The 23756-nt window shown below is 68.9% G+C and carries 18 protein-coding genes and 1 pseudogene; 13 read left to right on the top strand and 6 right to left on the bottom strand.

The annotated features are described in order from the left end of the window. Positions 1-414: 414 nt before the first annotated feature. Complete coding sequence (locus ACFFRH_RS43265; protein ID WP_386163953.1) at positions 415-1788, top strand: extracellular catalytic domain type 1 short-chain-length polyhydroxyalkanoate depolymerase; 1374 nt, start codon at positions 415-417, stop codon at positions 1786-1788. A gap of 144 nt (positions 1789-1932) precedes the next feature. Here ACFFRH_RS43265 and ACFFRH_RS43260 read toward each other — a convergent pair whose 3' ends face one another. Then, positions 1933-2676, bottom strand: coding sequence for a FadR/GntR family transcriptional regulator (locus tag ACFFRH_RS43260; RefSeq protein WP_386163951.1), 744 nt, complete (start codon positions 2674-2676; stop codon positions 1933-1935). Between the two features lie 559 nt (positions 2677-3235). Between ACFFRH_RS43260 and ACFFRH_RS43255 the strand changes: the two genes are divergently transcribed. From ACFFRH_RS43255 to ACFFRH_RS43245, 3 genes are all read left to right on the top strand, one after another. Further along, entirely contained in the window at positions 3236-4609 is a 1374-nt protein-coding gene (locus ACFFRH_RS43255) for a lectin (RefSeq protein WP_386163949.1), read from the top strand. Between the two features lie 286 nt (positions 4610-4895). Continuing rightward, positions 4896-7280 (top strand): ricin-type beta-trefoil lectin domain protein, encoded by a 2385-nt coding sequence (locus tag ACFFRH_RS43250; protein ID WP_386163947.1) that lies wholly within the window; start codon positions 4896-4898, stop codon positions 7278-7280. Positions 7281-7486: 206 nt separating this feature from the next. Next, entirely contained in the window at positions 7487-7864 is a 378-nt protein-coding gene (locus tag ACFFRH_RS43245; RefSeq protein ID WP_386163945.1) for a helix-turn-helix domain-containing protein, read from the top strand. Positions 7865-8003: 139 nt separating this feature from the next. On the opposite strand, the gene ACFFRH_RS43240 is transcribed toward ACFFRH_RS43245, so the two are convergent. Both ACFFRH_RS43240 and ACFFRH_RS43235 read right to left on the bottom strand, forming a co-directional pair. Next, positions 8004-8852, bottom strand: a complete 849-nt coding sequence (locus tag ACFFRH_RS43240; RefSeq protein WP_386163943.1) for a fumarylacetoacetate hydrolase family protein — start codon at positions 8850-8852, stop codon at positions 8004-8006. A gap of 114 nt (positions 8853-8966) precedes the next feature. Continuing rightward, a complete protein-coding gene (locus tag ACFFRH_RS43235) occupies positions 8967-9737 on the bottom strand; it encodes a FadR/GntR family transcriptional regulator (protein ID WP_386163941.1) in 771 nt (256 codons plus the stop codon). A 140-nt stretch (positions 9738-9877) separates the two neighbouring features. On the opposite strand from ACFFRH_RS43235, the gene ACFFRH_RS43230 reads away from it, so the two are divergent. From ACFFRH_RS43230 to ACFFRH_RS43210, 5 genes are all read left to right on the top strand, one after another. Further along, positions 9878-11155 carry an ABC transporter substrate-binding protein gene (locus ACFFRH_RS43230; protein WP_386163939.1) on the top strand — a complete coding sequence of 426 codons (1278 nt, stop codon included), beginning with the start codon at positions 9878-9880 and terminating at the stop codon, positions 11153-11155. 130 nt (positions 11156-11285) lie between these two features. Then, positions 11286-12146, top strand: coding sequence for a carbohydrate ABC transporter permease (locus tag ACFFRH_RS43225; RefSeq protein WP_386163936.1), 861 nt, complete (start codon positions 11286-11288; stop codon positions 12144-12146). Next, on the top strand, positions 12146-12973 hold the full coding sequence (locus tag ACFFRH_RS43220; RefSeq protein ID WP_386163934.1) for a carbohydrate ABC transporter permease: 828 nt from the start codon (positions 12146-12148) through the stop codon (positions 12971-12973). Before ACFFRH_RS43225 ends, ACFFRH_RS43220 begins: the two co-directional genes overlap by 1 nt. 25 nt (positions 12974-12998) lie before the next feature. Further along, positions 12999-14192, top strand: a complete 1194-nt coding sequence (locus ACFFRH_RS43215) for a mandelate racemase/muconate lactonizing enzyme family protein (RefSeq protein ID WP_386163932.1) — start codon at positions 12999-13001, stop codon at positions 14190-14192. A 75-nt stretch (positions 14193-14267) separates the two neighbouring features. Beyond that, positions 14268-16595 carry an NEW3 domain-containing protein gene (locus tag ACFFRH_RS43210; protein WP_386163930.1) on the top strand — a complete coding sequence of 776 codons (2328 nt, stop codon included), beginning with the start codon at positions 14268-14270 and terminating at the stop codon, positions 16593-16595. A gap of 439 nt (positions 16596-17034) precedes the next feature. Here ACFFRH_RS43210 and ACFFRH_RS43205 read toward each other — a convergent pair whose 3' ends face one another. From ACFFRH_RS43205 to ACFFRH_RS43195, 3 genes are all read right to left on the bottom strand, one after another. Further along, entirely contained in the window at positions 17035-19011 is a 1977-nt protein-coding gene (locus tag ACFFRH_RS43205; protein WP_386163928.1) for an alpha-L-fucosidase, read from the bottom strand. Positions 19012-19161: 150 nt separating this feature from the next. Beyond that, positions 19162-19467, bottom strand: coding sequence for a ricin-type beta-trefoil lectin domain protein (locus tag ACFFRH_RS43200; RefSeq protein ID WP_386163926.1), 306 nt, complete (start codon positions 19465-19467; stop codon positions 19162-19164). 1001 nt (positions 19468-20468) lie between these two features. Next, the gene (locus ACFFRH_RS43195; protein WP_386163924.1) at positions 20469-20606 is read right to left on the bottom strand and encodes a hypothetical protein; all 138 of its coding nucleotides are present in this window, start codon (positions 20604-20606) and stop codon (positions 20469-20471) included. Positions 20607-21053: 447 nt separating this feature from the next. Between ACFFRH_RS43195 and ACFFRH_RS43190 the strand changes: the two genes are divergently transcribed. The 4 genes and pseudogenes from ACFFRH_RS43190 to ACFFRH_RS43170 form a co-directional block, all read left to right on the top strand. Beyond that, positions 21054-21302 (top strand): hypothetical protein, encoded by a 249-nt coding sequence (locus tag ACFFRH_RS43190; protein ID WP_386163922.1) that lies wholly within the window; start codon positions 21054-21056, stop codon positions 21300-21302. Positions 21303-21462: 160 nt separating this feature from the next. After that, a complete protein-coding gene (locus tag ACFFRH_RS43185) occupies positions 21463-22848 on the top strand; it encodes a glycoside hydrolase family 43 protein (RefSeq protein WP_386163920.1) in 1386 nt (461 codons plus the stop codon). A gap of 39 nt (positions 22849-22887) precedes the next feature. Further along, a complete protein-coding gene (locus ACFFRH_RS43180) occupies positions 22888-23070 on the top strand; it encodes a hypothetical protein (protein ID WP_386163918.1) in 183 nt (60 codons plus the stop codon). Between the two features lie 472 nt (positions 23071-23542). Next, positions 23543-23756: pseudogene (locus ACFFRH_RS43170) on the top strand (glycoside hydrolase); the annotation flags it as partial.

Raw genomic sequence — 23756 nt, 5'->3', positions numbered from 1 at the left:
CTGAAGGCCCGCCGCGAAGGCGTACACCCCGCCGGGTGAACGCGATCACGACACGCGCTCAGGACCGGGACGGAACCGCCCCGGGCGGGCTCGGCACCAGGCCGAGCCCGCCCCGGGCACGCGGAAAGCCCAGGTCATCCCGCTGATCGTCGAAACCGTCGGAGCCCTGACGCCTGGGCCTGCCGGCCCACACCGGTTCCAACCCGCCGGCCTTCATCCCCGGGTGACGGCGGATCTCCGCCTGGCCCCGCCCTCGGCCGTGCGATGGCCGGAAAGATCGGCGAGCGGATGTGAGCGTTAACAAATCCTCTCGCTCCGGAGCACGGCCTGCCCCCCAGGCCGAATCCGCCTGCTGACGCCGGGGGTGTCCGAGCACGCGCGCTCGAAGACCCCCGGCAATCGAAAGGACACAACGTGAAACGAAGGCTCAGGGCCATACTGGCGGCCGTCACCTTGCCCCTGGTGATCGCGGGCTTGCTCCTGGCGGTCCGGCCCGCCGCGGCCGCGTCGCTGACCCAGGTGACCAACTTCGGTAACAACCCGACGAACCTGAACATGTACATCTATGTGCCGGACAGGGTCGCGGCACGCCCGGCGATGCTGGTCATGGTCCACTACTGCACCGGCACGGCCAGCGGGGTCTTCAACAGCGTCGGGCGTGACTACGTGACCGCGGCGGACCGGTACGGGTACGTCATCGTGGTTCCCGAGGCCACCCGGGAGGGACGGTGCTTCGACGTCTCCACCCCCGCCGCGCTGCGGCGCGACGGCGGCGGCGACTCCACCGGGATCATGTCCATGGCCACGTGGGCCCGGCAGCGCTACAACGTCGACCCCGCCCGCATCGTGGTCAGCGGCTTCTCCTCCGGCGCGATGATGACCAACGTGCTGGCCGCCCAGTATCCGGACGTGTTCACGGCCGCCGCGGCGTTCTCCGGCGTCCCCGCCGGGTGCTTCGCCACCACCAACGGATCGCTGTGGAACAGCCAGTGCTCCGGCGGGAACCTCATCAAGACCGCGCAGCAGTGGGGTGACCAGGCACGGGCGATGTATCCCGGATACACCGGCCGCTACCCCCGGATGCAGCTGTGGCACGGCAACACCGACACCACGCTCGCCTACGCCAACTTCGGCGAAGAGATCAAGCAGTGGACCAACCTGCACGGGGTGGGCCAGACACCGGCGTTCACCGACACCCCCCGATCGGGCGTGACCCGGACCCGGTACGGCGCCACCACGACCCAGCCTCCCGTCGAAGCGTTCAGCTTCGCGGGCTACGGCCACTCCCTGCCGCTGGACGGCCTGCTCTCCCACGCCATCACGTTCCTCGGCCTCGACGGCGGCGCGAGCCCGACTCCTTCGCCCACGCCGACCCCGACTCCGACGGTGACCCCCACGCCCGGCACGGGCGCGATCCGGGGAGTGGGCTCGGGCAGGTGCCTGGACGTGAGCGGCGCCTCCCAGGCCAACGGCGCCCAGGTACAGATCTGGGACTGCAACGGCCAGGCCAACCAGCAGTGGGCCACCACCGGCGCCAGTGAACTGCGGGTCTACGGCAACAAGTGCCTGGACGTGAGCAACCAGAGCACCGCCAACGGCGCCGCGGTGCAGATCTGGGACTGCAACGGCCAGAACAACCAGAAGTGGCGCCTCAACTCCGACGGCACCATCACCGCCGTCGGCGCGAACAAGTGCCTGGACGTCCCCAACAGCGCCACCGCCAACGGCACCAAACTCTCCATCTGGACCTGCAACGGCGGAGCCAACCAACGCTGGACCCGGACCTGACCCCACCGAGCGGACGTGGCGCTCATGGCGGGCCACCGCGACCACCGCGACCGCCCGGCGCCACGGCGCCGGGCGCGTCCCGGCGGCGTGGTGCCGGGACGCGCCCGCGCCACCCGTGCCACCCGCGTGATCCGCTCGGGGGAGTCAGTCGGCCGGCGAGAAGATGCGCTGCTGGATCTCCCTGCGGTAGTCGTCCAGCGTGTTGTCGATGTGCGTCGCCGCGGCCTGGGCCGCCGCTTCCGGATCTCCGGCGCGGATGGCCTGGTAGATGGCGTCGTGTTCCTCGACGGCCTTGGCCGCGTGCCCCCCTATCGAGCCGCGCAGTCCGATGAGGTTGGACTGGGCCTGCAGCCGGCGGACCTCCCGTACCGCTATCTGGAGGAACATGTTGTGCGAGGCCGTCGCGATGGCCGCGTGGAAGGCGTCGTCGCCCTCGTTGAACAGATCCTCGCGTCCGTTGTCGAATCCGTAGCGGCACACCCCGGCCGACTTCTCGATGTCGCCCAGTTCCGCCGGGGTGGCGCGGCGGGCGGCCAGCCGGCTGGTCTCCATCTCCTGGGCCCGCCGGAACTCGAAGAGCATGTAGACGTGGTCCAGGTCGGTGGGCAGGAAGAAGGACGCCCAGCGTCCGGTGCCGAGCATCCCCTCGTCGTCGGCGACGTAGAGGCCGCGCCCCTTCTGGGCGCGTACCCGGCCGAGCGCCGAGAGGATCTTCACCGCCTCGCGCACGACGGTCCGGCTCGTGCCCAGCTGCCGGGCCAGTTCGTTCTCGGTGGGCATGCGGTCACCGGGCATCAGGCGCAACCGACTGATCAACTCCAGCACCTGCTCCGCGGCCACCTCGTAGCCCGGCCGGTATACGCCTTCCGCACGCGGAGTATCGATCACGCTGCCCGCTCCCTCCCTGCCACCACCTCCCCAAGAGTACGACCAACTGAGGCTCGGATCAGCATCAATCCTCCCCAACCTGTCTCGCATTGAGTGCTACACATCTGCCGCATCGCCCGGATCCTTGAATTGGCAGACAGAAGGATCAAGCCCTCTAACTGCATTTATACCCGGAAGACTCCCCACTCCGACAAAGGCGCCCTTGTGAGGAGTCAGAAATAAGTGGGCTTAAGGTCTTGACGCGCCTTGGCGTGAGGAACGTAATTAGTAGCTAAGTCTCCGGGACGTCTCCTGTCGGACGTCTCCTCTCGACTGGACCGCATCTGGAGCGGGGCACTCCGCGGCGGTCGTGCATCGTGGCCTGACCGCCTCGGACCAGAGCGCGGTCGTTCGGCGACACCGGCAAGAACCGGCCAGACGTGGTGTTCGGCGCGAAACCAGCGAAACGACGTCGAGCCACCACGCCGGTCGGCCGAGGCTCTCACCCCCCAATGAAGGAGAACCAAGTGGTGTCCCCATCCAGACGTGCCGATATCCGAACCGCAGGAGGACTCACGTGATGTCGAAGCGCAGGTCCCTCCTCGGGGCGATCGCGGCCGCGGCACTTCTCGTCCTGTCCACGGGTCACGCGGCACTGAGCAACAGCGTCGGCGGAACCGCGGCGGCAGCGTCGTCAGCGGGGGCCCGCGCCCTCGCGCCGACCGCCGGGTGCGGCAAGGCCCCGACGCTGGCGAGCGGCACGCACACGATCCAGAGCGGGGGCAAGACCCGCTCCTACATCCTGAGACTCCCCGACAACTACAACAACAACACGCCCTACCGGGTGTTCTTCGGGTTCCACTGGCGGGGCGGCACGATGAACGACGTCGACTCGGGCGGCACCAGCGGCTACCCCTGGTCCTTCTACGGCATGCGGCAGCAGTCGAACAACAACGGGATCTTCGTCGCGCCCCAGGGCATCGGCAACGGCTGGGCCAACTCCGGCAACGAGGACGTGGTCCTCGTCGACGACCTGAACAGGCTGCTCGACTCCTCCCTGTGCGTCGACACCTCGCAGCGCTTCGCCATGGGCTTCAGCTACGGCGGCGGCATGAGTTACTCGCTCGCGTGCAGCAGGGCGACGGTCTTCCGCGCGGTCGCGGTCTACTCCGGCGCTCAGCTCAGCGGGTGCAGCGACGGCTCTCAGCCCATCGCGTACATGGGACTGCACGGCATCAGCGACTCGGTGCTCAACATCTCCCAGGGACGGTCGCTGCGCGACAGGTTCGTCAGGAACAACGGCTGCACCGCCCAGAACCCGCCCGAGCCGGGCTCGGGCAGCAGGACGCACATAACCACCACCTACTCGGGGTGCCGGTCCGGATATCCGGTCGTGTGGGCCGCCTTCGACAACGGTCACATGCCCGGCCCGGTCGACGGGACCTACTCCGAGAGCGGCATCACGACCTGGACCAAGGGAGAGGTGTGGAGGTTCTTCTCCCAGTTCGGGGGCACCCAGCCGCCCGACCCCACGCCGACCCCGACTCCGACGGTGACCCCCACGCCCGGCACGGGCGCGATCCGGGGGGTCGGCTCGGGCAGGTGCCTGGACGTGAGCGGCGCCTCCCAGGCCAACGGCGCCCAGGTACAGATCTGGGACTGCAACGGCCAGGCCAACCAGCAGTGGGCCACCACCGGCGCCAGTGAACTGCGGGTCTACGGCAACAAGTGCCTGGACGTGGCCAACCAGAGCACCGCCAACGGCGCCGCGGTACAGATCTGGGACTGCAACGGCCAGAACAACCAGAAGTGGCGCCTCAACTCCGACGGCACCATCACCGCCGTCGGCGCGAACAAGTGCCTGGACGTCCCCAACAGCGCCACCGCCAACGGCACCAAACTCTCCATCTGGACCTGCAACGGCGGAGCCAACCAACGCTGGACCCGGACCTGACCCCCTTTCCCGACCTCTGAGACACCTACCGGATCCCTCGCCGGGGAAGCGACGTCCCGGCGGGGGATCGTCCCCTTCCACGGCGGGGGCACTTTCACGTGCCCGCCCGCTCCAGGGGACCAGCACGCCGTCCGCACCCGGACGGCCACGCCCCGGGTGTGCCCCCGGGGCGTGAGCGTGTGGCGCGCTCACGCCCCGGGCGGCACGAGGACCGGAGCGTCCCGCCGGACCCGCTCCGGCGGGACGCTCCGCCGACCACTCCCCACCCCCCACGTAAGGAAGTCCCGTGTTCGAACTCTCGTACTCCGCGATGCGGAGGCTGATGCTGGCCGGAGCCGCCGCGATAGGGCTCACCGCCGCGGCCGCCCTGGTGGCGCCGGTCTCCCCCGCCTCGGCGGCCACCACGACCCTCTACGCCTCCCCCTCCGGCAGCGGCACCACCTGCTCCACCGCCCAGCCGTGCTCGTTGCCCGGCGCGCAGACCGCGGTGCGGGCGCTCACCGGGACGATGTCCGGTGACATCGTCGTGGAGCTGGCCGCCGGGACGTACCGGCTCTCCGCGCCGCTCCGGCTGACCGCCGCCGACTCCGGCAACAACGGCTACACGGTCAAATGGCAGGCCGCCGCGGGCACCCGTCCCGTGATCAGCGGCGCGAGGGCGGTCACCGGCTGGTCGCTCGCCGACTCCGGGAAGAACATCTGGCGGGCCAACGTCGGCGCCGGGGTCGACACCCGGCAGCTGTACGTCAACGGCGCCATCGCCACCCGCGCCCGCACCCAGGTGAACCGGGCGGACTTCACCGCGAACAGCAGCGGCCTCTCCTTCACCAACGGCGCCCTGGGCTATCTGAACAACCTCGCCAACAAGAGCCGGGTCCAGATGGAGAGCGTCAACTCGTTCACCGACCGGTACGTGTCGGTGCAGAACATCACCGGGAACTTCATCGCGATGCAGCAGCCCGGCTGGAGCAACAACAACTTCGGGTACGACACCTTCACCAGCCCGCACCGGGCGGGCCCTCTCTACCTGAGCAACGCCTACGAGTTCCTCGACGCGCCGGGCGAGTGGTACATCGAACCCTGGACCGGCGAGCTCTTCTACATCCCGCTCTCCGGGCAGAACATGAGCACCGTCAGCGTGGAGCTGCCGCAGTTGCAGTCCCTGGTGAACATCGGGGGCACCTACGACGCGCCCGCGCACCACATCGCGTTCACCGGCGTCACGTTCACCGGCACGACCTGGATGGCGCCGAGCGGCAACCAGGGCTACGTGGACCAGCAGACCGGCGTCTACATGGCCGGCAACTGGAGCTGGCCCGCCTTCACCTCCTGCCACAACGGCTGCCCGCAGTTCGAGGCCACCCGGCCGAACTGGTACCAGATGCCCGCCGCCGTGCAGGTGTCCGCCGCCAACAACGTCACCTTCAGCGACTCGCAGTTCTTCAACCTGGGGCAGACGGCCATCGGCATCGGCAACGACGCCAACGGGCACGCCAGCGGTGTCGGCCTGGGCGCGAGCAACATCACCGTCACCCGCTCCGAGATCGCCCGCAACTCGGCCGGCGGCATCGTGGTCGGCGGCGTGCGCGCCGACGCGCACCACCCCGGCGACCAGCGGATGGTCAACCGCAACATCACCGTCAGCAACAACCGCATCCATGACCTCGGCGTGGAGTATCGAGGCATCGTCTCGGTCCTGACCACCTACGTCAGCACCGCCACCGTCACCAACAACGAGGTCTACAACATGCCCTACACCGGCATGTCGATCGGATACGGCTGGGGCGCCAACGACGCCGGCGGCAGCAACCACTACGCCGACCGCGGCCTGTACAACTACCAGCCGCGCTACAGCACGGCCACCACCGCGTCCAACAACCGGCTCTCCGGCAACTACGTGCACGACGTCATGCAGCAGATGAACGACGGCGGGTGCATCTACACGCTGTCGGCGAACCCCGGCGGGCTGATCAGCGACAACCACTGCCTGCGGACCAACGGCTACTTCGGCGTCTACTTCGACGAGGGCTCGCGGTACTACACCGCCCGCAACAACGTCTTCTCCTCCACCGGCACCTGGGCCACCGCCAACTACTGGTTCGCCGAGAACATGGGGAACTTCACCGTCACCGGCAACTGGTCGACCAACGGCAGCACCAACGTGACCAACGGCGACCGCGGCAACGTCGTCAACAACAACGTCACGGTCACCAACGGCAACTGGCCCTCAGGCGCCCAGGCCGTGATGGCGGCCGCCGGGCCCCAGGGAAGCACCCCCCAGCAGGGTGTGCAGATCGTCGGGACCCAGTCCGGCCGCTGCGTCGACGTCCCGAACGCGACCACCACCAACGGCACCCAGGTCCAGCTGTGGGACTGCGGCAGCGGCACCAACCAGCGCTTCACCCAGACCTCGGGCAAGCAGCTGCAGGTCTACGGCAACAAGTGCCTGGACGCCAACGGCCAGGGCACCGCGAACGGCACCCAGGTGATCATCTGGGACTGCAACGGCGGCACCAACCAGCAGTGGAACGTCAACGCCGACGGCACCGTCACCGGCGTGCAGTCCGGCAAGTGCCTGGAGGCGAGCAACTTCGGGACCGCCAACGGGACCAAGGTGCAGCTGTGGTCCTGCACCGGCACGAGCAGCCAGAAATGGACCCTGCGCAGCTGAGCAGGGCGTCTCACCCCTTCGCCGGGGCGGTCCGCCGCCCCGGCGAAGACCATCGCCCGGACGCCCCGGCCGCGCGAGGCCGGGGCCGGGGTGACCGCCCCGGACGGACCCACCGGTCCGGGGCGGTCCGGGGGACGTCGTCACCGGAACGCCGTACGGGCGCCCCCACCCCGCCGACACCACCGACACGAGGGAAACAGCGCCGCATGAGCACGCCAGGCGACATCGACGACCTCCTGCTGCACCTGGAACGCGAAGGACTCGTCCTCCATCTCGGCATCGGTGACGCCACGGTGTGGTTCGCCGCCGAGTTCCGTGAGCGCATGATCGCCGAACGGCTGGCGATGCTGCCCGACGAGCCCCTGGTGAGCGTGGCCACGGCCGCCGCGGTGCTCAACGTCCCGCACTCCCACGTCATCGCCGAGGTCCGCGCCGCCACCCTGGCCGGCCACGACGGCGGCAGGCAGGTCCGGGTGCGGCGCGAGGCCCTGGTGCGGCGCATCACCACCCTGGGCCTGCCCCGCCCGGCTCCCGGGCCCTCGAACCTCCCCGACGGCCCCGCGCGGGGGGACGCGCGCCCATAGCCGCCGCCCTCACCGGGAGCGCTCCCGCGCCGGCCCCCTCCCGCGCGTTCCCGCGCGCCCGGGAAGCGTCCAGGAGCTCACTGCCCGGAGCACCGCCCTGGCCCGCGTCCCGCGCGCCCGGCGAGCGTTCCGTCCGCTCTCACGCCTGTCCCATCCGCTGGCGCTGGCGGCCGAGGCCGTCGATCTCGAGTTCGACCACGTCGCCCGCGCGCAGGTACGCCTCGGGGCCCATGCCGAGGGCGACCCCCGCGGGAGTGCCGGTGTTCACCACGTCGCCCGGCTCCAGGACCATGAACTGGCTGAGGTACCAGATCACATGATGAACGCCGAAGATCTGGTTCTTGGTGCCGCCGTTCTGGCGGAGCCGCCCGTTGACCCACAGACGCAGGCCGAGCGCCTGCGGATCGCCCACCTCGTCCGGCGTGACCAGCCACGGGCCCAGCGGGTTGAACGTCTCGCACGACTTGCCCTTGTCCCACTGGCCGCCGCGCTCGTTCTGGAACTCCCGCTCGGAGACGTCGTTCGTGATCGCGTATCCGGCGATCACGTCCGCCGCCTCCTGCGGGGAGGACAGGTAGCGGGCCGTGCCGCCGAGGACCACCGCCAGCTCGACCTCGTAGTCGGTCTTCACGCTGCCGCGCGGCACCAGGACCTCGTCGTCGGGGCCGACGACCGTGTTGGGCGCCTTCATGAAGACCACCGGCTCGGCGGGGATGGCGGCGCCGGTCTCCTCGGCGTGGTCGGAGTAGTTCAGCCCGATACAGATGATCTTCCCCGGCCTGGCCACCGGAGCGCCGATCCGCTCGTACGGTCCGGCCTCGGGCAGGGTGCCCTCGGCGAGGGCGGAACGTACCCGCTCGACGCCTCCCCCGGCGAGGAACGCGCCGTCGATGTCCGCCGTCAGTGCCGACAGGTCCAGCGCCCTGCCGTCGGGCCCCATGACGCAGGGCCGCTCCTGGCCTGGCGAACCCACCCGGAACAGTTTCACGAAACGCCTTCTTCCACTTGGTTCACAGGCATGGCCGTCGGGCCGGGCCTGGCGGATTCGTCGAATGAGAGTGAAGCCTACGGACGCCGCGTCCTGGTCGGGCGGGGTCCGCGCTCAACGCTCCAGGCGCACGGGCTCGTCCGGGCCTCCGCGACGGACGAGCCAGGCGTCGGTGATGTGCTTGAACATCGCCTCGGCGGCCCCGCCGGGGTCGTGGGCGGCGATGCGCTCGTAGATGCGGCGATGGCCGAGGTTGGACGCCACGCACAGGGCCCGCTGGGGCTGGCCCATGTAGCGGGCGGTGTTGATGACCTGGCTCTCCAGGGCCCGCACCACGCCCCGGGCGATACGGTTCCCGGACGCCTGCATGATCACGTCGTGGAAGGCGCGGTCGTGCTCGGCGTACGTGACATGATCGTCCACGAGCTCGTCCATCCGGTCCACCAGCGCGCGCAGCCGGTCGACGGTGTCCCGATCCGCGAGGCGAGCGGCGAAGTTGGCCATGTCGGACTCCAGCACGCGCCGCGTGACGACGAGGTCGTCGAGGATCGCCAGGCTCTCGTCCTCGGCGATGGTCGCCGCGAGGACGAGCTCGTCGAGCATGTCCCACATCGTCGGCGGGGTGACGATGGTGCCGCTGCCCTGGCGGACCTGCACCAGCCCCTTCTCCTGAAGGATCTTCACCGCCTCGCGGATGACGGTCCGGCTCACCGAGAAGGTCTCGCAGAGTGCGGGCTCGGCGGGCAGCGGCGTGCCCGAGGGGTGCACTCCCCGGACGATGCGCTCCACCAGCTCCGCCGTCACCGCCCTGGCGAGGTTGGCCGGTCGTCGCACCCATGCCGGCGAGGGCGCGGCACTCGGCGGCGACTCCTGCGATGTCGTCATATCTCCTCCGGTGCCGCGGGCGGCGCCACATTTCGACGTCAGTATATGTCACACATATTGACGTCAGACGTCATACGAATTACGTTTCGCCTCAACCAACGGCCGGGTGACCCCGGCCACACTCTGGAGAGTGAACAGCAATGAAGCAGCGAACATTGTGGTCGGCCCTCCTGGTCGCGGGACTGGCCCTGGCCGGCTGCGGAAGCGCCACCCGGCCCACGTCGTCGCCGAGCGAGTCCGGCAACAAGGTCACAAAGCTCGTGGTCTGGGACTGGAAGTCCGGTGACGCGGCCGCGGCCTCCTACGTCCAGAAGGCGAAGGACGACTTCGCCAAGAAGCACCCCGGCGTCACGGTCGAGTTCGTGGCCCAGCCCTTCGACCAGTACTACACCCTGCTGGGCGCGGCCATCCAGTCCAGCACGGGACCGGACGTCATGCTCTTCAACGGAGGCGGCCAGATCCGCGACCGCGTGGACTCGCTCCTCCCCCTCGACCAGTACGTGGCCGAGGACAAGGAGCGCCTGGCGGGCTGGGACGCGTTCAGCAAGGACAGCAAGATCTACGCCGCGCCGGTGACCTTGCAGGGCCACCCGATCTACTACAACAAGACGCTGTACGAGAAGGCGGGACTCGACCCGGCGAGCCCCGCCAAAACCTGGGACGAGTTCGTCGACGACTGCGCCACCATCAAGCAGAAGACCGGCGCCAACTGCTTCGCGCTCGGCAACAAGGAGGGCGCCGGCATCCAGTTCTTCATGTCGGGTCTCGGCTCGGGCATCCTGACGCCGCAGGAGTACGACGACTGGATCGCCGGCAAGCGCGCCTGGGACTCCCCCAACGTGAAGAAGATCTTCAAGCTGTGGAAGGACGCCGGCGACGCGAAGCTGAACAACGACGGGGCCAACTCGACCGCGATGTTCAACGACGCCTTCACGATCTTCAACTCCGGCAAGGCCGCCCACATCATCGGACTGATGTCCGACATCGGGCACTGGAAGGACTTCAGCGAGTTCCTGGGGGGCGACAAGGTAGGCGTCATGCCGGCGCCGGTCGTCACCAGCGGAACCACGCCGAGCCTCGCGTACGACGGCGGCATCGGCTACGCGGTCGCGAAGTGGGCGAAGGACCCGAAGATGGCCGCCGACATGGTGCGGTCGCTGACCACGACCGACGCCCTCACCTCCTTCTACTCCGACGCCGGCGCGATCGCGTCCGACACCACGATCGACGTGTCGCAGGGCCCCGCGGCCGTCGGCACGCTCGTGTCCCAGCTCAAGGACGGCAAGCCCGCCCTGCATGTCGCGCTGTCCTCCAAGACCCTGGACCTGATGGGAAGGCTGTCCCAGCAGCTCCTGAGCGGATCGGCGACCGTCGACGAGGTGGTGGAGCAGCTGGCCGCCTCGGATCGGGCGAGCTGATCTCGTGCCGATCCAAGATTCGTCACCGTTGGCCCGCCCGGCCGGTTCCGGGCGGGCCCGCGGGGAGGAGACGAGGCGGCGGCCCCGCCCCGACGACACCGGGACCGTCTCCCGGCGGACCTCCCGCGGGTTGCGTTCCGAGCGCCTCGCGCCCTACGTCCTGGTGGCTCCGGCCTTACTGATCATCGTGGCGCTGCGGCTGTGGCCGCTGCTGCTCGGCGTCAACTTCTCCTTCACGGGCGACGGCGAGCGCAACGGGATGATGGTCGGTCTCGACAACTACCTGGAGATGTTCCAGGACGCGACCTTCCAGAGCGCGCTGCGCAACGTCGGGCTGCTGGTGCTGCTGCTCCCGGTGGCGGTGGCCATCCCCGGGCTGCTCGCGACGTTCATCTACCTGCGCGTGCCCGGCCACCGGTTCTTCCGCAGCGTCTACTTCTTCCCCGCCGTGCTCTCACCGGTGATCGTCGGCGCGATCTTCAACCTCATGCTCGCCTTCGACGGCTCGCTGAACACCGTCCTCGCGGTGTTCGGCGCCGGCCCGGTCGACTGGCTCGGCGACCCGGACGTGGCCATGTTCGCGGTGGTCGGCGTGCAGATCTGGGCGACGTTCGGGATGGCCCTGGTGGTGTTCCTCGCAGGATTCGCCACCCTGGACCCCGCGCTGCTGGACGCCGCCCGGATGGACGGCGCGTCACTCCCCCAGACCATCTGGCACGTGATCATCCCTGGTCTGACCCGCACCATCCAGTTCGTCTTCGTGACCACGATGATCGGGATGCTGACGTCCATGTTCGGCCTGCTGTACGTCATGACCAGCGGCGGCCCCGAGGGGTCCACCTACCTGCCGGAGTACTACATCTGGATCCAGCAGGGACAGATGAACCGCCCCGCGCTCGCCTCGGCCGCCTCGACGGTCCTCTTCCTCATCATGCTCGTGGTGGGGCTCCTGCAGATCAGCGTGCTCCGCCGCGCCGGAAGGGAGGACTGATGCCCGGCAAACGCCTGAGCAGGTGGGTGGCCGCCGTTCCGATGGCGCTCCTCGCGCTGGCGACGATCTACCCCCTCGTGTTCACCGCCAACGTCGCCATGAAGACCCGGCGCGACTACGTCCTCGACCGGTTCTCCCCGGCGGACTCCCTGAACTGGGACAACATCGTCACGGCGTGGACCAGCGTCGGCATGGCGCGATACTTCGCCAACTCGCTCGTCGTGGTGACGATCTCGGTGTTCTTCCTGCTGCTCTTCGGGTCGATGGCGGGCTTCGCGCTGAGCCAGCTGCGGTTTCGCGGTTCCAAGCTGCTCTTCCTGGGCTGTCTCGCGGCGCTGTTCATCCCGTTTCAGGTGATCATGGTGCCGCTCGCGCGGGTCATGGCGGACAGCGGCCTCATCGACACCTACCCGGGGCTGATCCTGGCCTACGTCGCGCAGTTCCTGCCGTTCACCATCTTCCTGATGACGAGTTACTACAAGACCATCCCGGCGGAGATCGTCGACGCGGCGAGGATCGACGGGAACACGACGTACGGCGTCTACCGGCGGATCATGCTGCCGATGGGCACCCCGGCCCTGTTGTCGGTCGGCATCCTCGACACCCTGTTCTGCTGGAACGACGTGCTCATCTCCCTGTTGATGATGCCGTCGGCCGAGCACCGCACCCTCATGGTCGGGGTCACCTCGCTGCGCGGGCAGTACTCCGACGACATCCCCACCTTCGCCTCCGGGGTCCTGATCGCCGCCGTGCCCATGCTGATGATCTATCTATTTCTCCAGCGCCAGATCGCCGACGGGGTCACCGCCGGTTCCACGAAGGGCTGACATGCGTATTTCGGGGTATCGCACTTTGACGACGGTCCAGGAATGGGACCGCCCGGTCGGTGACGCCAACGGCGTCTACGCTGACGGGGTCGTTCCGGTGTCGATCATCTTGGTGGACACCGACGAGGGGATCACCGGTGCCGGCATCGGGCCGCACGTGGAGCTCGACAGCGTCTTCGCCGCCATCGAGGGTGAGGATCCGCGCGGGGTGACGGCGCTGTACGACCGCATGCTGCGGCAGACCTTCAAGGCGGGCCACGCGGGCGCGGTGTTCGGGACCATCGGCGCGCTCGACACCGCCCTGTGGGACATCAAGGCGAAGGCGGCCGGCGAACCGCTCTGGCGCCTGCTGGGCGGGCGCGACAGGCGGGTTCCCGCCTACGCCTCGGGACTGGACATCGGCCTGACCGACGACGAGTTCGTCTCGGTGTACGAGGTCTACGCCCAGCACGGCCTGCGGGCGGCCAAGATCAAGGGCGGCCTCGACATCGAGCGGGACCGGCATCGCCTCACGCTGGTCCAGGAGGTCCTGACCGAGGCCGGGCGCGGAAAGCGGCCGGGCCTGATGCTCGACGTGAACGAGGCCTGGTCGCGCAAGCAGGCGATCCGGCACGTCCGCGAGCTCGAACGCACCCTCGACCTCACCTGGATCGAGGAGCCCGTCCGGCGGTGGGACGCCGAGGGCCTCGCCGTCGTCGGCCGCGGGATCCGCGCCTCGGTCGCCACCGGGGAGAACCTCACCGGGCTGGAGCAGTACCGTCCGCTGTTGGCGGCGGGGGCCGTCGACATCGTCCAGGCGGCCGCGGTGTGGGGGGTCACCCACTTCCTGCGGGTGTCGGCCCTGGCTCACGCCCACGATCTGCCGGTCAGCCCGATCGGCAACGTCCCGGTCGGCCTGCTGCACGCCGCGACGTCGGTGCCGAACCACATGGCCAGCGAGCTGCAGGATCTGCGGCCACCGCTCGGAGTCTCCGTCGACCTGCGCGTCGAGGACGGCGCTTTCGTCCTCGGAGACTCGCCCGGCCTGGGCCTCACGGTCGACGAGGCCGCCATCAGGGGGCTCACCCGCCGGCCGGGTACCCCGTCGGCCGACGGTCCCGGCGTCCGGCCCGAGCAGGCCGGCCGGCGGCTGCTGTCGGTGGCCGATCACGGTCACCTCGCGCAGCAGCGCCGGCTCACCCCCCTGGTCGTGGACGGTCAGCGCCGAACCCCGAGGTAGGCCCCGCCGTTCGGCACCGACCGTCCATGCCGCATCCCGGACCGGAAGAAGGGAACGCACGTGTGTCCGTCACCCGTGCCCAGACGTACATCGGCCGCGCCACGGGCGGGCCACACGATCGTGGTCGCGCCCACCGGAGCCGAGGGAGCCGACGACAGGGGCCCGGGCGGTACGGGCCGGCCGCTGGCGACCCTCGGGGAGGCGCGACGGCGGGCGCGCGAGGCGGCGGCCGAGGGGAACCGCGACGTCACCGTCCTGCTCCTGGACGGGACCCACCGGCTGACCTCGCCGCTGCGCCTCGGCGCCGCCGACTCCGGGCGGAACGGGCACACCGTGACCTGGAAGGCGGCGCCCGGAGCCAGGCCCGTGCTGAGCGGCGCCCGGCCCGTCACCGGCTGGGAGCCCGACGACCCCGACGGCGCGGCCACGGGCGTCTACCGGGCCCACGTCGGCACCGGATTCGACAGCCGGCAGCTCTACGTCGACGGGGTCCCGGCACAGCGTGCGCGGATCAGGCTGGCACGCGGCGACATCACGCTGACCCCGACCGGCTTCACCCTCGACAACCCGGACCTCGCCTACCTGGCCGCCCTGCCCGACCAGGGGCGCATCGACTTCCAGGCGACGCTGGCGTTCACCAACCGGTTCGCGCCGGTGCGGAGCGTCTCCGGCTCGGAGGTCGTCATGCGGCAGCCCGCCTGGGACAACAACACCTACGGCTACGACACCGTCCAGACTCCGTTCCGCGCGCCGGCGTTCTTCCTGATCAACTCCAGGAGCTTCCTGGACGAGCCCGGCGAGTGGTACCTGGACACCACGGCCGGAACGCTCTACTACATGCCGCTCCCGGGGCAGGACATCTCGCGCGCCCGAGTCGAGCTGCCGCGGCTGGAATCCCTGCTCCAGGTCGGCGGCACCTACGACGAGCCCGCCCGCGGCCTGCGGTTCGAGGGCCTGACCTTCACCGGCACCACGTGGCTGCGTCCCGGCTCGCCCGACGGGTACGCGAACCAGCAGACCGGCGTGTTCGTCAGCGGCGTCCAGCCCCACCGGCCGGCCGACGCGTTCACCTCGTGCTCCTCGGGCTGCGCGGGATTCGAGGCCTCCCGTGACGGCTGGGCGCAGGCGGCCGCGGCGGTACAGGTGTCGGCGGCGGACGACATCGAGTTCGTCGGCACCACCTTCGTCAACCTCGGTTCCGTCGGGCTCGGCATCGGCAACGACGCCGACGCCCACGCCACCGGCGTGGGACTGGGCGCGCACAGGGTCTCGGTCGTGGGGAGCACGTTCACCGCGAGCTCCGGCGGCGGCATCGTGGTCGGCGGCGTACGCCCCGACGCCCACCACCCGTCCGACCCCCGCATGGTCAACAGCGACATCGTGCTCAGCGACAACCGCGTTCACGCGACCGCGCTCGAATACCTGGACCAGGCCGCGATCTTCGCCAGCTACGTCACGCGGCTGACCATCGAGCACAACCACGTCTCCGAGATGCCCTACATAGGCATCGGACTCGGTTACGGCTGGGGCGCCAACGACGCGGGAGGCAGCCCCGACTACGTCGAACGGGGGCTCTACGACTTCCGGCCGATCCACGACACGCCGACGACGCTGAGCGACGTCCGCGTCGTGGGCAACCACGTGCGCGACGTCGTGCGGACGATGGCCGAGGGCGGCTGCATCTACACGCTCTCGGCGATACCCGGCGGCCGCGTCGACGAGAACTACTGCGAGAACAGCGGGCAGTACGGCCTGTACTTCGACGAGGGCTCCCGCCACCTGAGCGTGAGCGACAACGTGTTCGTCGGCACCGCGGGGCAGTGGGCGCACGCCAACAACCAGAACGGCAACCACACCGGCGACCTCACGCTGACCGGGAACCACACGACCAACCCCGCCATCACCGGCATCGCCGACGGCGACCGCGGCAACGTCGTCCGCGGCAACGTCGTCGTCACCGGCGGAAACCTCCCGATCGAGGCCAGCCGGGTGATCTACAACGCGGGCCCCACCGGCCCCTATCGCGGTGCCCCCGACCCACGGCGGCCCCCGGTCGGCGCCTTCCTCGCGGCCGATCCGGCTCCTGTGAGCGCCGGCGACCCGATCATCGTCACCGCCACGGTGAAGAACCTGGGTGATCGTCCGGCCACCGGCCTGACCGTCTCGATCACCGTCCCCGAGGGCTGGCGGGCCGAACGCGCCGGCAGGCCGGTGAGGCGTGCGCTGCCCCCCGGCGCCTCGGACACCGAGACGTGGAGGATCACGGCCCCCGAGCCGTTCGCGACCCCGGCCGGCCAGGTACCCGTCAGGGCGTCGGTGGTCTTCCGGGCCGGCGAGGCGGAGTACGTCCTGGACAGGTCGCTGACGCCGGCCGTGCCCGGCCCGCCGCGGGGAGGCCGGTGACCGGGGCGTGCCCGGCCTGTCAGAGGCGGGGCGGCTCGATGTTCAGGGCTCCGGAACAAATGGCCGCCATCTTCGCCACGTCCGCCATGACGGGCGGATGACGTTTAGGGCCAGGTCCCACCCGGCGCTCCTCTCGTGCGATCCAGGGAGACTGTTAGCGCTAACAGCATTCATGTCAAGAACTTCTCATGTCACGGTCCCATGAAGTACTCCTGCGATTCTGTCCGTCGAAGGTTTAACTTCAAGCCATTAGTTAACGTTAACACCATAAGTGTGAAACATTTCGACCTCATGGCGATGCGCCGGGGACGGTCCACTCGGCGCGGCGGCCGGCCTCCATCCGTCAAGGCCCACCCGCGGACGCGGGGACCGGCCGCCTGACCTGCGACCGGCAGCGTCCCGGCTTCCTGCCGGGTCGGCGGACACCTTCGAACGGGAATCAGACGCTGGTGATCGTCCATTCGAGGTTGGGACTGCTCACCGGTGTCCACAACTTCACCGACGAACCGGCCGTCGTGTTCCCTCCGCTGTCCAGTGCGAGTCCCGTACCGCGGTTGACGATCTGGTGGCGGCCGTTGCCCAGGCTGTCGAGCCGCCACTGCTGGTTGTTGTTGCCGCTCCACGACGCCTGCCGGCAGAAGGCGCCGCTGGCGGCGCCCCAGCTGTCGATGACCATGCCGTTGGCGCGGTTGACGATGCGGTACCAGCCGCTGCCCAGATCGACGAGCTGCCACTGCAGGTTGGCGCTGCCGTCGTAGTTCCACTGCTTGAGGTTCGACCCGGAGGCGACGTTGCCGCCGCTGTCCAGGACCAGGCCGGTGGCCACGTTGCCGATCCGGACCCAGCCGGTCGGCGTGGGACCCGCGCCCAGCGCGGGGATCGGGCCCGAGAACGTGAGCTTGACGACGTAGGCGGGGGCCGAGAAGGGCGCGGTCGACGACGGTGTCGTGATGTGCAGGCCGCCGCCGTCCTGGTAGCGGGTGGGCAGGTTGACGTAGGAGCCCGCGGTCGCGCCCAGCAGCTGTACGGAGGTCAGCGAGCTCAGGTTGATCCGGTTGGAGCCGAGTGTCGTGATGTGCAGGGTGTCTCCCGGCCAGCCGAGAACCGTCGCGTACAGGACCCGGTTGTCCTTGCTACGGGTGAATCTGATGTCCGCGTTGGTCCCCTCGCGGGGTGTCATGAAGGTGCCTCCGCCCATCTGGGTGGGGCCTTCGCCGAAGGATGCCCAGGCGCGGGTCGAGTAGATGGACTCACCGAATCGCCGCAGGTAGTCACCGATGTTCAACAGGAGGGTGCGTTGTGCGGCCGGGATGGTCCCGTCGGCCATCGGGGCGATGTTGAGCAGCATGTTCCCGTTCTTGCTCACCCGGTCGATCAGTGCGTGAAGCACCGCCCTGAAGGGGTAGTAGCCCAGGCCGTTGGTGTAGCTCCAGCTGGAACTGGAGACGCTGTCGTCGGTCAGCCAGTAGGGACTCTGGATCCCGGCGGGGCCGCCGCGTTCGAAGTCGAAGACCTCGCCGCGGGTGTTGAAGCCGTCCTTGTACGTCGCGACGACGTCGCGGTTCCAGGCGACCGCGCGGTTGTAGTAGTAGGACAGGAAGTTCAGGCGGTGGGACTCGGCGATGCGGCTGAGGTCGAAGTCCTGCCAGATGATGTCGGGCTGGTATCCGTCGATGATCTCCTTGAGCTTGTTGTACCAGAGCACCTCCTCACTGGCACGGTCGAGCTGACCGTAGAGCTTGCGCAGCGAGGTGGTGGACTGCTGGGGCGCCCACTGGTAGAAGCCGGTGAAGTTGAAGGCGTGGTGCATGGCCACCAGGAGCTTCATACCTTTGGCCCGGATGGCGTCGGCGTGCAGCCGCAGCAGGTCGAGGCGGGGGCCGGTGGCGACGGAGTTCCACTCGTTGACGCCGCTGTTCCACATGGAGTAGCCGTCGTGGTGTTCGGCCACCGGCCCGGCGAACTTCGCGCCGGCGTCCACGAACAGCTGCGCCCACTCGCCGGGGTCGAAGTTGCCTCCGGCCGAGCGCAGCCGGGGCGCGAACTGCACCCAGTTGCCGGCCTTGTCCCGGGCACCGTTGATGAAGTTGTGGTAGGGCCAGGCCGACGGCTCGCCGTAGACGCTGCGATGGTGGTTGTTCTCGCCGGACCCGTTGTTGTACATGTTGCGCGGGTACCACTCGTTGGCGAAGGCCGGGACGCTGAAGACGCCCCAGTGGTAGTAGATGCCGAACTTGGCGTCCTGGAACCATTCGGCGGCCGGCGGGTGCTGGTCCACCGACGCCCACGTCGGGGTGTAACTCTGCGGGCCCTCGGTGGCCCAGGCGGGATCGGCTCTGAGTAGGCTCGCCGCCGTGGTGGCGACAGCGGCGGCGAGCAGGCTCCGGCGGCTTAAGTGATACGAGGAATCAGACATCAGATGTCCTTTCGAGGACTCAGTGCAACTCGGATCGGTCAGGTCGTCGACCTCGCCGCCGGTGGATCCGGACGTCCTTGGCAGGAGGCCGGCGTGAAGCCGCCGCCTGTTCCGTGGACGTGTCGGACGTACGGGTGCCGGTTGGAGGTCTCAGACCGTGGTGAAAGTCAAGTGGTTGTCGGTGTCGGCGTTGAGCACCCACATGGCGAGGGGGGATTCGGCGGTGCCGCCCATGTCGTGCAGGGCCGCGCCGGTACCGCGGTTGACAATCTGGTAGCGGCCGTTGCCCGGGCCGACGGGCTGCCACTGCAGGTTGGCGCTGCCGCCGGAGGTCCGCACGATCACGTAGGCGGCCGAGCAGCCGGGCTCGGGGTTCGTGGTCTCGGAGCCGTCGGGGTACCGGGAGGCGAGGAACCGGATGTCGTGGGCCTCGACCGCGGTGATCAGCTCCGTCATGATGTTCCGCCCTGGCGATACGCGCGCATGAAAGTCTGCCTCCAGCGGATGTTTCCGGAAGGTGAAGAGACCTTCACCACAAGGACATGGGATGTCTTTGTAATCCTCTCAGCGCCGCATGTCTAGACCCTCAAGCAAAATCTCGCCGACATGATGCTTTATTCGGACATTTACTGAACACATCGTGTACATGCAGCTCATGTCTGCCCTGCGGCGAGCCGGCTTCTGGCTCGAACATGGGATGTCTGTTATGTTCCGGCTGTAACCCGCGTACTGATCGAGCGACCCCAGGACCGCGGAGGTCACGCCCATGTCCTCGACCGGCGAGGTGATCCCCCGCATCCGGAGGTCCGTCCAGTTGGGCGATCTTCCCCGTTCCGGTACCGCGCGGTAGCGTCAAGACCGACTGCGAGGTCGAACCGGCGGTGGTCCTCGGCGATGACGTGGGAGTGCGGGAGGTTGAGCACCGCGGCGGCCGTGGCGACGCTCACCAGGGGCTCGTCCGGCAGCATCACCGGCCGTTCGGCGATCATGCGCTCGCGGAAGTCGGCGGCGAACCACACGGTGGTGTCAATCGTTCACGCACCAGAAACTTGCGGGAGATCCAGAAGGAATTTCGGCCCTCCCCGAAGCCGCCATGCCTGCACGGACGACAAGACCGGCACCCGGTTCGACCCGTTTCGCCGAAGCGGCTTTCCAGGCGGGCCGACCCCATGACGCCCGCCTCGATCGGCAGTCGGCGCTAAGTCGGCGACGGGAACGGCTCGGTCGAAGTCACGTCAGGGGCGTATCACGATGCCGTGCGCTTCCCGGCCACGGCCGTCGTCGCCACTTTGGGCCGTGGCGGGCGCTTTCCCTCGGCAGGCGGAGCGGCCGCGATCCGGTGAGCGCCGGAACCCGGCCGGAAGGGAGGCCCGCCACACCTGACAGCAAGGTCCAGAAAACTTGGCTGGATGCGGTCTGAAATTTACGGTTGCCAAATCGTAACTTCTGTGAAATTTTCACTTGCGCAGGCGCCGTTGGGTGATCTCTTTCTGGACGAACATCCAGACAGTGAAGCCCACCAGCGGCAATGCCCAGGTCGGCGAGGGTCGCAGCTCGTTGACGCCGATCGGCCGATCGGATGTACTCCGCGACATCACCCCCCTCAGGAGCAGGCCGTGAAGATCTGGAATCTCAAATGTTAGCGATAACAATTTCTCGCGGCCGGTTCCTGGCCTCTGACCAGCCCAGGAGCACCGAATGCCTCCTCCGTCCCGACGCCCGCCCGTCACGAAACCGCCACCGACCGCTCGCCGCATCGGCAGGCGGCCGTCCTCGTGACGCCGGCCCTGGCGTTCGGCACCGCCACACCGTCCGCCTTCACACCGGAGCACCCGCACCCGTGCATGCCCCGTCGGCGAGAAAGAGCCGTCGAGTCGGCCGACGACAGCCTGACGCCGCTCCGCCCGGACCTCGCGAGAGCGGTCACCCCCTCGACGCCGCCCAGGTCCACCCCGGCCGCATAGCCGGCATGACCACTCCCTTGACCTCATCCGCCGAGAAGAGCCGGACCTCCCCACTCCGGATCCAAGGAGCGTGATCAGGTGCGGCAACCGATTCGGCGTATCGCCGTGCACGTGATCGCCGCCATGAACGAGGTCTCCTGCCGGGGCAGGTCGCGGCTGCCCGAGCAGGCCCAGAACCACGGGCCGCCGATCTTCCACGGCGCCTGGAGCACCCCCGGCTTCACGAAGGCCGACGGTGGCGAGACGGGCGACGGCATGCTCCGCCGCACCCCGGCCCCTCCTGCGGCAGCGGCGACCTGGACCAGACGTGCGCCGACTCCCCGGTGAGCGTCGGCTTCCAGACCGATCAGGCGGCGACGCCGGCACTTCCTCACCATCCGCTACCTGCGGTGTGTCCTGATCCCACACCGCCCTCCGGGTCTCGTCGTCTGCCGGACGACGGGATCTGCTCGCCACAGCGGTAAACCCCCCTGAGAAAGGAACGCTTGTGTCCCTGAACCGCAGGCAGTTCGGCAAGGCCGTCCTGACGTCGGCCGCGCTGGCGACCACCGGCGTGGTCGCCTTTCCCCGCGCGGCGTGGGCGGCCAACACCGCCTACGTCTTCGCCTACTTCACCGAGTCCCCCAACCAGTCGGCCGCCAACTACGGCCTGCACCTGGCGGTCAGCCGAGACGGCCTGAACTGGTCGCCCCTCAACCAGAACAACCCCGTCGTCACCCCGACCGCCGGTCAGCAGGGCCTGCGTGACCCGCAGGTCTTCCGAAAGGCCGACGGCACCTTCGTGGTGGTCGCCACCGACCTGAAGGGCCTCAACTTCGGCACCCCCAGCCAGTACCTGCACGTCTGGGACTCGGTCAACCTGACGAACTTCACCGGCTACCGCCGCCTGCGGATGCACACCACCGGCGGGCACACCTGGGCCCCCACGGTGTTCCGCGACAACTCCCGCGGCCAGTACGGCATCGTCTACTCGTTCAACACCGGCGGCCGGGACGTCCTGGCGGTCAACTACACAAGCGACTTCCAGTCGGTCAGCGCCCAGCAGACGTTCTTCAGCCCCAGCTTCAACGTGCTGGACGGCGACATCGTGGTCGACGGCGCGACGACGTACCTCTACTACAAGAACCTCAACGACGGGAACCTCTACGGCGCCCGCTCCTCCACGGGCCAGCCCAACAGCTTCACCACCTACACCAGCGGGATCCGGATCGGCAACGCCATCGAGGCGCCGCTGCTCCAGAAGACCAACGACGGCGGCTGGCGCCTGTGGGGCGACTCCTTCAGCCCGGTCAACAACGACTACTACCTGTGGTCGTCCTCCAACATCGGCGCCAACGCGTGGACGGCGGCGAACCAGCGCGACTACACCCCGCCGCTGAACGCCAAGCACGGGTCCATCGCCGGGATCACCGACGCCGAGTACAACGCCCTGGTCTCCCGGTGGGGCCTGCCCAACTGGGTGCGGCTGAAGTCCTACAACCTCCCCGACCAGTTCGTCCGGCACGCCAACCGGATCGGGCGCATCGACCCCTACCCCTTCGACCCGCACCAGGACCAGTTGTGGCGCATGGTGCCGGGCCTGGCCGACTCCGCCGGGGTGTCGTTCGAGTCGGTGAACGTTCCCGGCAGCTTCCTGCGTCACAACAACTACGCCATCCAGCTGGACCCCAACGACAACTCCTCGACCTTCCGCGCCGACGCCACCTTCCATCGCGTGGCCGGGCTGGCCGACGGTGGCTGGTCCTCGTTCCGGTCGCACAACTTCCCGACCTACCACCTGCGACACCAGGGCAACGTGCTGCGCATCGACCCGATCAGTGCCTCGTCAAGCGCCGCGGACCGGCAGGACGCCACCTTCCGGGTGACGTCATGACCAAAATGTTAGCGCTAACAATTTCTTGAGAGGAGAACCGTGCGCCTCACCAGGCGAAACCGCCCGCGCGCGCTGATCGCCGTCATCACGTCGGTAGTGCCCACCGGCACCCCGCTCAGCCTCGCCACCCCCTCCGCGACCGCGGCGACCGTCGACACCAACTCCTGGCAGTTCTTCATGGGCTCTCACCTCGACATCTTCGACCACGCTACCTGCGCCTGATCAACCGCGACAGCAACAAGGCCCTGGAGGTCTAGGGCGCCTCCACCGCCGACGGCGCCAACATCGTCCAGTACGACGACTGGAACGGCGCCAACCAGCAGTGGCAGCTCGTCCGCGTCGGATGAGATCGGAGCACACAGTGAAATTCAGACCCTTGGCCGACAGTTCGCCGACTCCGACGGCGACTTGGGCCTGCTGCCCTACCGGGCCCGGCCTCCTGCCCCACCAGCGCTGACGACGCGACACAGGCCCGGCCCGGGCGCACGCTCCCCGGCCTGAGGTCCACCCTCGAAAGGATCACTATGAGACCCGCACCGTCACACCGCCCGCCCTGGCGCGCGGGCCGACCGGCCCGGACCGGCTCCCCCTCCTGATCACCCCTGAGCCGCCCCGGACGTGGCGAGAACTTCGACCCGCCACGTCCGGGGCCACCAACACCCCCCGTAAAACACGTGTCCGAGGGAGACGACAGGTGAGACCTGCTCTGCGCACGGTCCTGTGCACCGTGGGCCTGCTTCTTGCGACCATGCTGTTCCCGTCCCTGGCCAGGGCGGACAACCCGATCGTGCAGACCGTCTACACCGCCGACCCGGCGCCGCTCGTCCACAACGGCCGCGTGTACGTCTACACCGGCCACGACGAGGACGGATCCACCTACTTCACCATGCGCGACTGGCGCGTCTACT

It is taken from the genome of Streptosporangium vulgare (assembly GCF_042428775.1).
Lineage (GTDB): Bacteria > Actinomycetota > Actinomycetes > Streptosporangiales > Streptosporangiaceae > Streptosporangium > Streptosporangium vulgare.
The sequence above is the reverse complement of the archived record's forward strand: the minus strand, read 5'-3'. Positions and strand labels throughout refer to the sequence as shown.